The organism is Desulfocicer niacini (genome assembly GCF_054657595.1).
Map to the genome: position 1 here is coordinate 1 of NZ_BAAHYK010000049.1, position 15,735 is coordinate 15,735.

13 protein-coding genes are annotated in these 15,735 nt (G+C 45.9%); 6 read left to right on the forward strand and 7 right to left on the reverse strand.

Translation table 11 applies throughout. The annotated features are described in order from the left end of the window. Positions 1 to 284, reverse strand: a 284-nt coding sequence (locus tag ACYQ2M_RS20625; protein WP_459918274.1) for a hypothetical protein, incomplete at its 3' end; no start/stop codon positions are given. A 172-nt stretch (positions 285 to 456) separates the two neighbouring features. On the opposite strand from ACYQ2M_RS20625, the gene ACYQ2M_RS20630 reads away from it, so the two are divergent. The 4 genes from ACYQ2M_RS20630 to ACYQ2M_RS20645 are packed head-to-tail and all read left to right on the forward strand — an operon-like array spanning position 457 to position 6,804. Then, positions 457 to 1,056 carry a TetR/AcrR family transcriptional regulator gene (locus ACYQ2M_RS20630; RefSeq protein WP_459918275.1) on the forward strand — a complete coding sequence of 200 codons (600 nt, stop codon included), beginning with the start codon at positions 457 to 459 and terminating at the stop codon, positions 1,054 to 1,056. Continuing rightward, positions 1,053 to 2,213 carry an efflux RND transporter periplasmic adaptor subunit gene (locus tag ACYQ2M_RS20635; RefSeq protein ID WP_459918276.1) on the forward strand — a complete coding sequence of 387 codons (1,161 nt, stop codon included), beginning with the start codon at positions 1,053 to 1,055 and terminating at the stop codon, positions 2,211 to 2,213. The genes ACYQ2M_RS20630 and ACYQ2M_RS20635 overlap by 4 nt, the downstream gene beginning before the upstream one ends. A 15-nt stretch (positions 2,214 to 2,228) precedes the next feature. Beyond that, the gene (locus ACYQ2M_RS20640) at positions 2,229 to 5,372 is read left to right on the forward strand and encodes an efflux RND transporter permease subunit (RefSeq protein WP_459918277.1); all 3,144 of its coding nucleotides are present in this window, start codon (positions 2,229 to 2,231) and stop codon (positions 5,370 to 5,372) included. After that, positions 5,362 to 6,804 (forward strand): efflux transporter outer membrane subunit, encoded by a 1,443-nt coding sequence (locus ACYQ2M_RS20645; protein WP_459918278.1) that lies wholly within the window; start codon positions 5,362 to 5,364, stop codon positions 6,802 to 6,804. Before ACYQ2M_RS20640 ends, ACYQ2M_RS20645 begins: the two co-directional genes overlap by 11 nt. Positions 6,805 to 6,854: 50 nt before the next feature. Here ACYQ2M_RS20645 and ACYQ2M_RS20650 read toward each other — a convergent pair whose 3' ends face one another. The 6 genes from ACYQ2M_RS20650 to ACYQ2M_RS20675 all read right to left on the reverse strand — a co-directional run bounded on the left by ACYQ2M_RS20650 (position 6,855) and on the right by ACYQ2M_RS20675 (position 13,825). After that, on the reverse strand, positions 6,855 to 8,519 hold the full coding sequence (locus ACYQ2M_RS20650; protein ID WP_459918279.1) for a hybrid sensor histidine kinase/response regulator: 1,665 nt from the start codon (positions 8,517 to 8,519) through the stop codon (positions 6,855 to 6,857). Between the two features lie 110 nt (positions 8,520 to 8,629). After that, positions 8,630 to 9,043, reverse strand: coding sequence for a response regulator (locus ACYQ2M_RS20655; protein ID WP_459918280.1), 414 nt, complete (start codon positions 9,041 to 9,043; stop codon positions 8,630 to 8,632). Continuing rightward, positions 9,030 to 11,021 carry an ATP-binding protein gene (locus ACYQ2M_RS20660; protein ID WP_459918281.1) on the reverse strand — a complete coding sequence of 664 codons (1,992 nt, stop codon included), beginning with the start codon at positions 11,019 to 11,021 and terminating at the stop codon, positions 9,030 to 9,032. Before ACYQ2M_RS20660 ends, ACYQ2M_RS20655 begins: the two co-directional genes overlap by 14 nt. A gap of 72 nt (positions 11,022 to 11,093) precedes the next feature. Further along, positions 11,094 to 11,906, reverse strand: a complete 813-nt coding sequence (locus tag ACYQ2M_RS20665; RefSeq protein ID WP_459918282.1) for a substrate-binding periplasmic protein — start codon at positions 11,904 to 11,906, stop codon at positions 11,094 to 11,096. Then, positions 11,903 to 13,393: a PAS domain S-box protein gene (locus tag ACYQ2M_RS20670; RefSeq protein WP_459918283.1), complete on the reverse strand. Its 1,491-nt coding sequence runs from the start codon at positions 13,391 to 13,393 to the stop codon at positions 11,903 to 11,905. The genes ACYQ2M_RS20665 and ACYQ2M_RS20670 overlap by 4 nt, the downstream gene beginning before the upstream one ends. A gap of 60 nt (positions 13,394 to 13,453) precedes the next feature. Further along, positions 13,454 to 13,825 (reverse strand): YajD family HNH nuclease, encoded by a 372-nt coding sequence (locus ACYQ2M_RS20675; RefSeq protein WP_459918284.1) that lies wholly within the window; start codon positions 13,823 to 13,825, stop codon positions 13,454 to 13,456. A 289-nt stretch (positions 13,826 to 14,114) separates the two neighbouring features. Here ACYQ2M_RS20675 and ACYQ2M_RS20680 point away from each other — a divergent pair, with 289 nt between their 5' ends. Further along, on the forward strand, positions 14,115 to 14,303 hold the full coding sequence (locus ACYQ2M_RS20680) for a hypothetical protein (RefSeq protein ID WP_459918285.1): 189 nt from the start codon (positions 14,115 to 14,117) through the stop codon (positions 14,301 to 14,303). Between the two features lie 11 nt (positions 14,304 to 14,314). Then, positions 14,315 to 15,676 carry an amino-acid N-acetyltransferase gene (argA, locus tag ACYQ2M_RS20685; RefSeq protein ID WP_459918286.1) on the forward strand — a complete coding sequence of 454 codons (1,362 nt, stop codon included), beginning with the start codon at positions 14,315 to 14,317 and terminating at the stop codon, positions 15,674 to 15,676. Positions 15,677 to 15,735: the final 59 nt, after the last annotated feature.

Genomic DNA, 15,735 nt, shown 5'->3' on the forward strand with positions numbered 1-15,735 from the left:
CTTAGTGTTACGCCACAAATGACAGCTAAAAAGCAGGCAAGCCTTATTATGTTTTTGCTCATATGGTGGTGAGTTGATACTTCTGAGGGCTCTGTCGTAAAATATTCACGACTGCCATCGGATTGAGTAAAATATCCGCGAACCATTGTGAATCTGTAAACAATAGGACAATGAAATGTTGAAAATTCATATATGTCAACTTTAAATGTTTTGGAATACCAGGATATTTTAGAATTGGTTTGCATAGCTTCCTGCCAATCCCTTTTTCTCATATCAATTACCATACGGCTCCAGCCCCTGGGAAATAGTGCAATTGGAAAAAAAGATTGACACAAAACTGTCAGGTCATGTATATGACCTGACAGTCATTTATTGACCAACTAGTTTAATTCGTGTGCCGGGCGGTCATTGTTGCAGGAAGTGGCCCCTGGTATTTAAAAAACAGGGAGTGGGGGCATGGGTAAAATCACCAGGAAAAAAGAGTTGCTGGACAACATGATAAAGGTGGAAATTTCAACAACTGTTCTGGAACTTATCTCCAGAAATCAGCCGATTACTATGGATGTTATTGCGGCACAGTGCGGGGTGGCAAAAGGTACCCTGTACAATTACTTCAAGAATAAAAAAGTGCTGATAAACCATGTACACCAGACCTTAATAACTCCCAAGGTGGAACAAAACCAAGCCATCTTTGAATCTGATAATTCCCCGAAGACAAAACTGCATGATTTTGTCGATTCCGTATTCAATTTCCATAATGACTATCCCCTCTACTTTCAATTTATTCAGAGCCAGAGGACCGCGTCTGAATTTGAGAAAGAAAAATTTGAGACTGTAGTCCACCCCCTGGTCCGACTCTGCAGGGAAGGAATCCACAAAGGAGTGTTTGTGGATCTTGATCCGTTTGTGATGGCCTCAATGATTTTCGGCACGGTCATAGGTACGATGCAGACCTTCCATAACCGGGATGAGACAGCCTGGGAGATGGATAAAATAAAGAAAGATGTCATCTGTCTTTTGGACAGGATGATTTTGAAGGAAAAGGAAAAACCATGAAAGTAAAATTTTTTTCAGGCCTTATTGCAGCGGCTCTTATGGGCCTTTGCTTTTTCTGGATAACAAACCACAACTCCATGGCCCAGGCCCGGAACGAAAACGCCGAAGCCACCCCGGTTCCCCCGCCGGTGGAAGTGAATGTTTATACGGTGCAATCAGAACAGATTGTGTTTACCCGTGATCTTCCCGGTCGGACCTCCGCCTTCCAGGTGGCGGAGATTCGCCCCCAGGTGACCGGAATAATACTTGAGCGGCTTTTCATTGAGGGAAGCTATGTTGAAAAGGGGCAGCAGCTGTACCAGATCGACCCGGCCACTTACAGGGCAGCATACGATTCTGCAGCAGCCAGCCTCACCGAAGCCCGGGCAGACCTTAAAGCCGTGGAGCCAATGGTGCAACGCTACACAAAACTGGTTAAAATGGGCGGAGTCAGCCAGCAGGCATATGATGATGCCGTGGCAGGACTTGCCCAGGCCCGCGCAAAGGTTGCCGTTGCCAAAGCCAATTTGTCAAAGGCCCGGATCAATCTTGACTACACAAAGGTGTTTGCTCCCATCTCCGGTCAAATTGGCAGGTCCAGTGTCACCCAAGGTGCTCTGGTCACGGCCAACCAGACAACTGCCCTTGCCACCATCCAGAACCTTGATCAAATTTATGTGGATGTGAACCAGTCTAGCGGTGAACTCATGCGTTTGCGACGTCAGATAAAATCCCGTGACAGGAATCTCGAGGCCCTGCTGATTTTGGACAGTGAAACCCGGCCCTTTACCGCCAGTGGAACAATTATGTTTTCCGATGTGACCGTGGACCCGGGGACAGGCATGGTTCAGCTTAGAATCCTGTTTCCCAACCCTGAAGGCGAACTCCTGCCTGGGCTTTTTGTCAGGGCCAGAGTAGAACAGTCCCGCCAGGAGAGTGCCATCACCATTCCCCAGCAGTCTGTGGTCAGAAACCCAGACGGCTCCACATTTGTCTGGACGGTTGATGTCGACAATACAGTTAAAATCCGCAATATTACCCTCTCAAAGGCCATTGGTGATAAATGGCTGGTGGCGGTGGGGCTTGTTCCGGGAGACCGGGTGGTTACCCGGGGAATTCAGAAGATCCGTCCCATGGCAAAGGTTACCCCCGTGGAAAATCAACCATCCAATAGTTGATAACAGGATAACAATATGTCCAGTTTTTTTATAGAAAGACCCATCTTTGCATGGGTGATTGCCATTGTCATCATGCTGGCGGGACTCTTTGCCGTCTTGACCCTGCCGGTGGAGCAGTATCCTAAAATTGCACCTCCCAGCATCAGTATTACCACTGCCTATCCCGGTGCATCAGCCCAGGTGGTGGAAAACAGCGTTACCCAGGTAATTGAACAAAACTTGACCGGGATTGATTACCTCAGGTATTTTTCCTCTGCCAGCGATTCCAGCGGTCAGCTGTCCATTACCCTTACCTTTGAGCCTGAAGCTGACCCGGATATTGCCCAGGTGCAGGTGCAAAACAAAGTCCAGACCATCATGAGCCTGCTGCCCCAGGAGGTACAGACCCAGGGGCTTACGGTGAAAAAAGCCTCAAAAAGTTTTTTGCTGGTGGCTGGAATTTATTCAGAAGATGGCCGTATGAGCGGCGATGATATTTCCGATTATATCAAATCCAATCTGGCGGAAACCATCAGCCGCGTCCAGGGGGTAGGAGACCTGAACGTGTTCGGAGAACAGCATGCCATGCGGATCTGGCTTAACCCGGAAAAACTCCACTCCTTAAGCCTCATGCCTTCGGATATCAAGACGGCCATCAAGGCAAGAAATGTGGATGTTACAGCAGGGCAGCTGGGGGGCTTTCCCTCCGTTGCCGGCCAGCAGCTCAATGCCTCCATATCTGTCCAGTCCAAACTGAGCACGGTGGAAGATTTTGAAAACATCCTGATAAAGGTGAATAAGGACGGCTCCCAGGTCAACCTCAGGGATCTTGCCCGGGTGGAGTTGGGGGTTCAATCCTATAATCGAGTCGCCAGATACAAGGGCATGGAGGCTTCGGCCATGGCCGTCAGCCTATCCACCGGGGCCAATGCCCTTGATACAGCCCAGCGGGTCAAGGATAAGATCAAAGAGCTGTCGGCATTCATGCCCCAGGGACTCAAGGTCGCCTATCCCTACGATACCACCCCCTTTGTCAAACTCTCCATTGAAGAGGTTGTCAAAACGCTGATCGAGGCGATTTTTCTTGTCTTTTTCGTCATGTACCTGTTTCTGCAGAATTTCAGGGCTACCTTGATTCCCACCATTGCCGTTCCCGTGGTGCTCCTTGGCACCTTCGGGGTGCTGTCCGCCTTCGGGTTCAGCATCAACGTGCTCACCATGTTTGCCATGGTGCTTGCCATTGGGCTTTTGGTGGATGATGCCATTGTGGTGGTGGAAAATGTTGAACGGGTCATGGGAGAGACTGGCCTCTCCCCCAGGGAGGCCACACGGCAGTCCATGTCCCAGATCACAGGAGCCCTTGTGGGCATTGCCATGGTTCTGTCTGCCGTGTTCATTCCCATGGCATTTTTCAGTGGTGCCACCGGTGCCATCTACCGTCAGTTCTCCATTACCATTGTATCGGCCATGGCGTTGTCGGTCATTGTGGCCCTGATTTTGACGCCGGCCCTTTGCAGTACGCTTTTAAAACCGGTTAAAAAAGGGCATCACCAGGGGAAAAAAGGATTTTTCGGCTGGTTTAATAAAAGCTTTGATGCGGGCAAATCCTTCTACCGCAGGAGTGTGGGATATACAGCTTCCAGGGGGATCAGATTTTTTATGGTCTATCTTATCCTTTTGGGCGGACTGTTTTACATGTTCAGGGAATTGCCCACCTCTTTTCTGCCCGATGAGGACCAGGGATCAATGATGTTGATGATTTCCGCCCCTCCCGGAGCCACCATGGAACGAACCCTGGAGAGTATTAAACAGGTCGAAGACTATTTCCTAAACGAGGAGGCGGAGAATGTCGAGGGACTGTTCACGGTAACTGGGTTCAGTTTTGCCGGAAACGGCCAGAATGTGGGCCTGGGATTTGTGCAGTTAAAGGATTGGGAGAAACGTCACCGTCCAGACCAGAAGTCCGCAGCCATTGCCCGTCGAGCCATGAAAAATCTTTATCGTATTAAGGATGCCATGGTGTATGCTTTTATTCCACCACCCATCAACGAGCTGGGAAATGCCACAGGCTTTGACTTCCAGCTGGTGGACCGGGCCGGAGTGGGCCATGATACCCTGGTTGCCGCCAGAAACCAGATGCTGGGAATGGCTTCCCAGAACCCCAAGCTAGTGGGGGTTCGGCCCAATGGGCTGTCGGATGTCCCCCAGTATAAATTGGATATTGATTATGAAAAGGCAGAAGCCCTGGGGATCTCCACGTCGGATATCATTTCTGTCCTCTCCACGGCCTGGGGTTCCGCCTATGTCAATGATTTCATGGACAATGGCAGGGTAAAAAAGGTTTACATGCAGGGAGATGCACCCTTCAGGATGCTTCCGGAAGATGTGAACAGCTGGTATGTTAGAAATTCAAGCGGAGAAATGGTCCCTTTTTCCTCATTTGCCACCGCCAGGTGGACCTATGGCTCTCCCAAGCTGGAACGATACAACGGCAGTGCTTCCCAGGAGATACTGGGTGCACCCGCCCCCGGGGTCAGTTCGGGTGAGGCCATGAAGATTATAGAAGGTATTGCACAGAATCTGCCCACGGGTATCGGGCTTGAGTGGACCGGTATTTCCTATGAGGAACGCACTGCAGGCTCCCAGACAACGCTTTTGTATGCAGTTTCCCTTCTTTTTGTATTTCTATGCCTTGCAGCTCTTTACGAGAGTTGGTCCATCCCCCTGGCGGTGATGCTGGTGGTGCCCCTGGGCGTAATTGGATCAGTGGCGACCACCCTCTGGGCCGGTCTCTCCAATGACGTTTATTTTCAGATTGCCCTGTTGACCACCATTGGGCTTGCTGCCAAAAATGCCATTCTCATCGTAGAGTTTGCCAAGGATCTCCATGAAAAGGGGCTGGACCTTATCACCGCCGCCATGGTTGCCTCCGAGCAGCGGCTGCGGCCCATTCTCATGACCTCGTTTGCCTTCATTCTGGGGGTTACGCCTCTTGCTGTGGCCGACGGTGCCGGGTCGGCCAGCCAGAATGCCATCGGCATCGGGGTGATCGGCGGTATGCTTGCGGCTACTTCCCTTGCCCTTATCTTTGTGCCCCTCTTCTTTGTGATCCTGGAGAAGATGACCCAAACCCGAAAAAAGGCCGGACAGGCCCCCAAAGAGGTCAGTTATGTCAAATAAAAATATTATGACAGCCTTGATGGTCGTTTTGATGATGATGACAGCCGGATGCGTCACTGCACCGGAATATAGACAATCCGTATTTCCGGTCGCTGATGCTTGGCCTGAAGAAGCAGCGGAGAAGCTGGCAGAAAAGAAGATCGGCGAACCCGGTATCGGTGTCAGCATTCCGGTTTCTGACATCGCCTGGCAATCCTATTTTGAATCGGCGTCTTTAAGGGAGCTGATTTCAAGGGCACTGGACCATAACAGGGATTTCAGGATAGCCATTCTCACCATTGAACAGGCAAAGGCCGCATACCGCATCACCAGGGCGGATACACTTCCGGTGGTCTCCGGAGAAACTTCTTTTACCCGACAGGGAGTACCTGAAGATATCAGTTCCACGGGCAGCTCCTATGTTAACTCAGCCTTTGGTGCCAATGTGGGTGTCACTGCCTACGAACTGGATTTTTTCGGTCGGGTGAAAAGTTTGAACCAGAAGGCCCTTGAAACCTATCTGGCCACAGAAGAAGCTGCTGTAAATGTGCGCATAGCCCTCATCGCTTCCACGGCGGATGCCTATCTCAGCTACCTTGCTAACAAAAAATTGCTTGCCCTTGCACAGGATACCTTAAAGGCCCAGAAAGAGACCTATAACGTAATCAAGGGCAGTTACGATGTGGGATCCGCCTCCCGGCTGGATCTGGCCCAAGCCGCCACATCCGTTGAAAGCGCAAAGGTTTCCATTGCCCGCTACTCAAGGCTGGCAGCCCAAGCCGTGAATGCGGTAACGCTTCTGGCCGGTACCACGGTGACCGATATTCTGGATAGTACTGACACCATTGATACGGTAAAGTTTATGGAAGGACTTCCCATGGGTCTGCCCTCCCGGGTGCTTCTGGAACGTCCGGATATCAGGGCGGCAGAGCACCGTTTAAAGGCGGCAAATGCGGATATCGGAGCAGCCCGGGCCGCACTGTATCCCCGCATCTCTCTTACCGGTGCGGTGGGGCTTGCCAGTGATGATCTTACAAATCTGTTGGGCTCGGGGGCTGCCTATGCCTGGAATTTTGCCCCTTCGCTGTCCATACCCATCTTTAACCGGGAGGGGATAAAGGCAAATATTGAAAAGGCCACAGTGAACGAAAAAATTGCTGCCGCAGAATATGAGGCGGCCGTTCAGACGGCATTTAAGGAAGTGGCAGATCAATTGGCAGCAAGAAAAACCTATGGAGATCAGTTGAAGGCACAGAATGCCTTGGTGGATGAGACCAGGAAGACCTACACACTCTCACAGGCCAGATACCTGAACGGGATTGACGATTTTCTGTCTGTGCTGGACTCCCAGCGTTCCCTTTTTGCAGCAGAGCAGTCCGCCATTGCGGTGCGTCAGTCCTACCTTGGTAATCTTGTTAACCTATATAAGACGCTCGGGGGTGGACAGATGTAATCTGGGCAACTTTTGTTTAGCCCGCGTGTGCTTCTTAGGCTTGCTCACCACTATTTTACGCCATCAAGCACACTGCGAACAGTTTCCAATAATTGTTTTCTGGGAATCGGTTTTTTTAAAACTGCCTTGATGTTATTTATTGCTGTAGAACCATCCAATAATTTTTTACTGTACCCCGTACACAATATAATTGGAAGTTCCGGTCGGATTTCCAGAATTGACTGTGCAAGTTTTTCGCCCGTTAAATGTGGCATGGTCATGTCGGTTATGAGAAGATCAAATTCCCGGGGATTTGCTTTAAAAGCAGCCAAAGCCTCCAGGCTGTCGATCAGGGGGGTTACCTGATAACCAAACCGTTGCAATATATTCTGGTTGAGTTTCACAATGGGCAACTCATCATCAACAAACAAGATTTTTTCCGTACCCCTGGGCAAGGTTTCCGGTTTATGGGTTTCATAAACCGGTATCTTTTTGGCAACGGGCAGATAGATAGTAAAAACAGAACCCTTTCCCAACTGGCTAGAAACAAGTATGGTCCCACCGTATGACACGATTATACTGTGTACCATGGCAAGTCCCAGTCCCGTTCCTTCCCCAGCCTTTTTCGTTGTAAAATAAGGATCAAAGATTAAATCCAGGATCTCCTGAGACATGCCGGAGCCTGTATCTGAAACCATAATTTTAATGTGCTTTCCTGATTTCAGATCCGGATATTTTAAAACATCTACGTCGCCAAGATAAATATCTTCCATCTCCACATAAAGTTTCCCCCCATCTTTTTCCATTGCATGGGCGGCATTGGTAAAAAGGTTCATGAAGACCTGATGCATCTGGGCCTGGTTGCCCATAATAGACTCGCAACTGGTAATATTTGACTGTATTTCAATTGTTGTTGGAATTGAAGAACGAATAAATTTAACCACTTCCCTGGCAATAAGATCAATTCTTATGTATACTCGTTCTTCATCACTGCGTCTTGCGATGGTGAGTATCTGCTTGACCAAATCCTTAGCCCTGGTTCCGGCGGTGAGAATTTCATTGAGATCGTCCTCAATGGCAGAACCCTCTGCTGCATCTTCCAGGGCAATCTGGGCAAAGCCGATAATGGATGTAAGAATATTGTTAAAATCATGGGCAATCCCCCCCGCCAACAGGCCAATGGATTCCATTTTTTGGGACTGGCGAAGCTGGGATTCAATGGCAAGGCGTTTCGTCTCTGTGCGCTTATGCTCAGCGATTTCCCTCTCCAGTTCATCCGTACGTTTCTCCAGTTCAGCAGTCCGTTCCATGACCATGACTTCCAGCCGTTCATGATACTGTCGCAATTGATCTTCATTGTGTTTGCGTTTAAGGGCAAGGTCCACGGTGGCAGGAAGAGTTTTGAGATAATTTCCCTGGGGATCTTTAATCAGGTAATCACTTGCGCCGGATTTCATGGCCTCAACAGCAACCTCTTCATTTCCGGTACCTGTTGTAAAAATAACCGGCATACCCCTAAAACTGCCAAACAGTTCAAATGAGGAGCCGTCACTAAGCATGTAATCTGAAATAATGATATCAAAATCACTGGTCTTTAAAATTTTTTCAGCTTCTGTAACGCTTCCGGCAATAGCATAGTCATAGGAAAGATTATTGATTGTGACAAATCTTTCAAAGGCCATTTGATCAACTTTATCGTCCTCTATTAGAAGAAGAGTTATTATTTTACTATCCATTACATGCTCCTGGAAGGGCTTGTTCAGAATTATTCCCTGGGACCTGGTTACAAGATCAGCCAGCTTTCGCAATTGGCGGGTCAGGGCGGTATATGCTGTGATCAAAGCAATTAATCAGGTAATTCGCTCAATGTCCAATACAGATCAATGGTTTTGACCACTTCAACAAATTTTTTATAATCAACCGGCTTGACCATATAGCCTGAAACCCCCAGATTAAAGCTATCAACTTTATCTTGGTCGTCTTTGGATGTGGTCAACACAATAACGGGGATCCGTTTTATGGTGTCATCTTTTTTGGCTACTTTTAAAAAATCAATACCGTTCATTCTGGGCATGTTCAGATCCAGCAAGATAATGCCGGGGATCTGATTATCAGTATCCTTCAAAAATTCCAATGCTTCCTCACCATTATTGACGATATGCAACTTATTGGTAATCTTAATTTCTTTTAATGCTCGTTTAACGGTCATGGCATCCACAATATCGTCTTCAACCAGAAGAATGGGTTTAGAGCTTCTCATGTATTTCTCCTGTCTTTGGCAGTGTAAAATAAAATGTAGTTCCAGTACCATTTTTAGATGTCAGCCATATAGATCCACCGTATAACTCAATTATTTTTTTAACCAGTGTTAGCCCTATCCCTGTATTTTCATGCTCATCTCTGGGAGTCAATGTCTGAAAAATTTGAAAAATTTTATCATGATATTTTTTGTCAATGCCCGGTCCATTATCATATATACTGAATCTCCACCAATCGCCATCATTTTTACATCCCACCCGGATAATGCCGTCGGCCTTGTCCATGAACTTAATGGCATTTCCCATAAGATTTTGGAAAATTTGTCCCATACGGGTTGGATCGCACATGATTACCGGCAAGTTGTTTTCCACCGTTATTTGAATATTCTTCGGTGGGGCAAGGATGTCTATGGTCTCTGCAATCACCACATTTAAATCCAGCCGTTCCTTTTTTTCTTTGGTCCGGCCAATGCGTGAATACCGCAGAATACCATCTATAAGGCTGTCCATGCGCTGGACTCTTTTGATGATCAAACTCATCTGCATTTTGCCTTCATCGTCAAAGAGCTGGGAGTAATCTTCAGAAATCCAGTGGGTCAGTTGGCTAATGGCCCTCAAAGGCGCTTTGAGATCATGGGATACGATGTAGGCGAACTCTTTGAGTTCTTTATTGGCAGCAGTGTATTCCATATTTACTTTCTGGAGTTCCTGCCTGGAATTATTTACATCTTCAAGAAGGTGGGTCAGGGCTTGTCTGGACTTTGCCGTTTTTTCTGATTTTTCTTTAAGTTCCAGAGTTCTCGTTTCCACCAGATTTTCCAGATGCTTTCGGTGAGTCTCCAGCTCATGTTCAATTTTTTTTTGCTCTGTTATGTCAAATGAAATGCAAAGGGTTCCTGTCAATGTCCCGTTACCATCATACAGGGGATGAATGGTCAGACGTGCGGGAAAAGGTTCACCAGACTTGCGCACAAGCTCAGTCTCACCGGAATATCCTTTATGCCCTTTTTTAAGCTCCTTCTGAATCATGGAAATTTTTTTCATTTCCTCCGGAAAATACAAGAGTGCAAGTTTTTCCCCAAGAATCTCTTTTTCTGAATATCCGAATATTTCCTTGGCACCGGGGCTGAATCCCAGAATCCGTGTATTCTCACCGGCAAGGTCTGTGGTGATAAAGGCAACATCGCCTGCGGCTTCAAACACAGATCGTAAGTATGCTTCACTCCTTCGCATGGCGCTTTCCGCCAGCTTTCGTTCTCCTATTTCTTTTTGAATCTGCCCATAGGAATTCTTTAAATTTGTCCGCATTTTGTTGATGGCAATAGCCAATATATCAAACTCATCTTTTTTCAGACTCTTTTTATTGCGTTTCAGGACAAAAGGCATATCCAGGGTTTTAAGACCCATTGAACCTGTAAACTCGACAATGGCATGAAGATGCCGGGCCACCAGCATATAAAAGATAAAAAAGAGAAACCCGGAAACCATAAAGGTTTTAATTGTCTGGGAAACAATTATGACCATGGCTTTTTTCATCAAACGGGCATACAGATCATCCAGGGTATAAATAACTCGAAGGGTTCCCAGTGGGATTGTCTTGGAATTGTAAGTGTGAGATAAAAAGAATTCTTTTGTTATTACCTGGTTTTCTTTGAATATTCCCATCTTTACGAGAGTTTTTTTATCTTGCACAACATCTACATACTGCATGTCATTTAATTTGAGCAAACCGTCAAGCTGTGTTTTTAAGAAATCCATATCCGACACCCAAAGGCTACGAGTAATTCCCTCAAGACGACTTTCTTTTATTTGATGGATACTTCTAGCAATGACGTCAAGTCCATACTGGTAATCCATATACAATTGAATGACGGTTAAAATAAGGGTAATAACGGAACTGAACAACAAAATATATGCAATAAATTTTCCAGCAATCCCCCAACCTTCAACTGACAATTTATCTGAGTGTTCAGTTTCCATTCATTTTTTCCATTCATGTTTGTGACTTGGTCACAGCCTGACTTCCCCCCTACCTAAGTGGGGCATCCGGAGTCAAAGGACATCAGCAAGCAGCCTTTCATATGTACCGTCATTTTTTATGGCTTTAATATTTTTTACAATCTCAGGAATTAATGCGACATGGGTTTTGTGGAGGTATAAAAAAAGGTCACTGACCACTATGGGGGGGCTCAATGCTTTTATTTCTGTGTTTTTTCGTATTTTTAACAAGTTCATACCGGTATGGTAGCCAAAAACGCCGACATCCGCCCGATCTTTTTCAAGCAGGGTGAACAAAAGTTCTTCATTTTTTACAATGGTTTTTCCCTTGACATCTTTCAATTTCCGCTCACAATTTCGCCAGCCGTTGACATACACCACATGATAATTTAAAAGACTTTTCCATCCTTTGATTTTAATATCCATATTTTTTGAAAAAGCCACAATAGGATTTTCAGTAAGTTTTTCCGGTACCTTTACAAGATTTGTATATAATTTGCTGATACCGTCCGTTCTTACAAAATTTCCATCTTCCGTGCCGTTATCGGCATTTAACAATGCTCTTTTGGAAGGCATGGAAATGATAACCAGCTCAATTTTCATCCTTTTAAAGCATTCTGTCAGAACGGCATTCATGGCCATGGAACGGGAATAGGCCTGATTATCAGCAGTGGTAAGGGTGATTGTTGGCTGTGCGATCGCACTAGATGATAAAAAAAGGAAAATTAATGTAAATATGTTAAAAAATTGACATCCTGCATTTTTTAAGTTAAATTTTATGGAATCATCACCCCATTTTTCCAGAAAGATTTCTCCAGAAATCCAAAGTTCTTTTGGAATGATAAAAAGGATGGGAGAAAGATTCATTGCTTATCCCCTTCCAGGGCATTGATCCTGTCCCTGAGTTCCTTGATTCGAAACTCTCTGCCCACAAAAAGATCATTCATTCGTTCAAGCTCTGTAACCTTTTCTCTCAGCTCCACGGTTCGCTCCTCCACTTTTTTTTCCAAATGGGTCCGATGGGCTTCAATCGCCTGTTCCGCCTGTTTCTGGGCTGTGATGTCCTTAATAATGGTCAGAGAAAAATTTCCCAATGGAACCATATAAAATTCACAACTTCTTTTTGTACCATTTTTAATGATCACGTCCCATTCCTGCATTCTTACATTACTGTGTGTACCCTGTGATTTATCAATGGCACTTGACCAAGTGTGCTTATTCTGCTCTCTGTACGATTCATCCGGGCAGGCATGCTTCCACCACTTATCCGCGGTGTTTATTTCATCAAGGCAATAACCAAAATCCTCCATGAATCTCTCATTGTAAGACATAGTATTGTTCGTGGAATCGGTTATCATCATGGGGAAAGGAGATTTTTCTATCATTTTTTTAAACCGGGACTCACTTTCTTTTAAAACCACTTCAAATTTTTTGCGTTCAGCTATCTCGCCCATCAACTTTTCGTTCATATCATGTAAATCTCTGGTGCGCTTTAATACCATTTCTTCAAGCCGGATGGTTTGCGCAAAATTTAGTCTGAACAGCACCAGTAAAAGCAGGATCAATGCGGATCCCATTACCCATATGAGTATCCGGGTTGCCCCAGGTGGATAGAGAAAATCTTTTTTCAAAGCAAGTGACAAGGTCCAGAACGTGTCTGCGATATGGACTGACTGCTCCGAATTATATTTAGAGCTATCGCCTTTTTCCAGAAAACTGTTTCCCAACGCATCTGATATTGTAATGGAAAATTGATTTAAATTTGTATTTTTTAAAATTTCCTCAAGCAAGTCATTTACATTATATACCCCAATGGCCAGACCAATGAAATGTTGCGAGTTGAATATGGGGGATCTGACAACTACGCCCATCCCCCCCTGGCGCAGGGCATAGGGACCTTGCAGAACTGCTTTTTTTGAATCAATGGCTTTTTTCACATAGGGTCCACGGTCTGGGTCTGAAATCAACAACATGGGATTGCTTATGGTAATTTCATTGCCTTTGGGTGGGTAGCAGTATTTTACTCTCGTTTCAGGGTCTGCATATTGAAGCGCACGAATGGGAGGATTATGTTTCAGCATCAATGAAGCAAAATATTCAAATTCACCGGGACTGATTTCAGGGTTTAAGGCAAAAAGTGCCCCAAGAGATTCCACAGCATTAAATCGTGATAAAATAGCCTGTTGCAGTCTATTTTTATAAAATTGTGTGGTTATGCCAAGTTCTGTGGTTTTCGCGGCCCGCCATTGTTTGACCTGCCACCTCTCAATGCCCACCAGTATGATAAAACCAATGCATCCGACCAATATAAGAAAAGAATTTTCACGTGTATTATTTCTATTGAATAAAATCAATGGTGATTTTTCCTCTTCCGTCGTAATGTCGGGGGAGAGCAGATCTTACGATCAAACCCATTATTTATCTTTCAACAAATTGGCCAGACCAGCAAAAGGATTATCCGAAAAATCCTTATCTGAATCAGAAGCCCGACTACTGGAAGGCGTGGTATCATAGGCATCGGCAACCAGATCCCTGGAATGCTCATTCTCATGACAATAAATACACAACAGTTCCCAGTTGCTGCCATCCGGGGGGTTGTTGTCATGGTTATGGTCTTTATGATGCACGGTGAGTTCTTTGAGATTTTTGCCGTTGAACTCGCGGCAACAATGAGCGCAAATCCAAGGAAACAATTTCAATGCACGTTCCCGATAGGTATTTTCACGCTCTCTTTGGCTGCGGATCATTTCTGATACCTTAATAGTCCCTAATTTTTTGGGAGCCATTTTAATCTTCTCCTTTATTGTGATCCATAATTGTCATTGCATAAGTCTACCCATACTTTAGATAATTATCAAGCCCATTGTACCTGGAACAATGAGAATACGCCCCAATGGGGTTTGCTGACAAGCTGTGTCCTTGTTGATATCAATGCACCTAATTCCTTGACACCTGTGGGGCGCATATAATAAGTTTTCATCTGGTCGTCCCAGGACTGCCCACATCAACCCGCCAATTATGATCTCTGTCTGGTTTTATGACCAAGCCGATTTTTTTGAAATTTAAGGATAACCAATGAAAAGCAAAGAAGGTATAGACGCATTGACCCGTAGGCTGCAGGTGCTTGAAACAGCCATCACGGAAACAAAAAAACGTCTGCCGGCCCACTCCATAAAACCGCCGGTTATGATGGATTTGCTGGCCCTTGAGGATGAATACCACGAAGTATCATCCAAAATAAAATCCCTGAAAAAAAGCGAATAAATTTAAGACTCATGATTAAAAATAAAACAGAACTTCCCCAGAGGTATGCGGATCGGGCAAGTGTAAACACCATACGGGAAGTATTTGACTACATCCGCCGGTACCGGGAAAAAACCTTTGTACTGAAAATTGAAGACAGCCTGTTTGGACACCCATTGTTTCCGCTGTTGATGAAGGATATCATTCAGCTCCATGCCATTGGGGTACACCTGATTATTGTCACCGGAACAAGGAGCACCATTGCCAGAAATCTTTCCGATGCCGGGATAGAAACTTCCTTTTTCAATGGCATCCGCATCACTCCGGCCACGGTGCTTCCCCATATCAAGCTGGCCGCCATGGAAGTGGTTCAGACCATTATCTCTCACCTTGCCGCTGGCGGTGCCAACGGCATTATGGGTAACTGGACCAAGGCCCGGTCACTGGGGGTTTGCAGCGGCATTGATTTCCAGTGGACTGGCCAGGTTGAAAAAATCCGCTCAGATATTGTCCATAAACTGATGGCCCAGAATTTTATTCCGGTGCTGTACAACATAGGTCTCAATGCCAAGGGAGACTGCTACAATCTTAACTCCAATCAGATTGCCCGGCAGCTGTGCCTGGATCTTGACATTGAAAAACTTTTTTTCATCCGGGCCAAGGATGCATTACCCGCCACGCAATTAACCATTCCTCCGGGTGCCCAGGTACACCCCAACGGAAAAATTTTTTCCAACATTAACCTTGACCATGTGGACTCAATCCTCCGGACAAATAAAGACAAACTGGACCATGAAGACCAGGAGCTGCTTGACCATGCAAAGGCGGTGATCTCCCGTCCCAATGGTGTCAAGCGGGTTCATATCATTGACGGCAGAAAAGAGGGGCGTATCCTTCAGGAAGTCTTTACCAGCGTGGGCGGCGGCACCATGATTTACGGCAACCGGTACGCCCATATCCGCCAAGCCTTGCTCGACGATGTACCTGAAATCCTGCATCTCATGGATGGTTATGTCCAGCAGGGAAACCTGATCATGCGAACGGATATGGATATTAAAAATCAAATTGAAAATTATTATATTTATGAAGTGGATCAGGCCATCTATGGATGCGGAGCCCTGTACGAACTTGGACATGGATGGGGAGAAATCGGGGCCATTGCTGTAAATACCGCTTATAAATCCAAAGGGGTGGGCCGGGGAATCATGCAGTATCTCATTGAAAAGGCCCATGAAAAGAAAATAAAAACCCTGTTTCTTCTCACCACCAAGGCTGCAGACTGGTTTTTTGAATTCGGATTTGCCCAGGGACATCCCGAAGACCTGCCCGAACATAGAAAAAACAATTATAACATGAAACGAAATTCCAGGGTGCTGCTGCTGCCTCTGTCATGATTCTGCGAAAAACCGGATAGCAGTAGGGGGGATATTGTATGTCGCTTCCAAAACTTTAA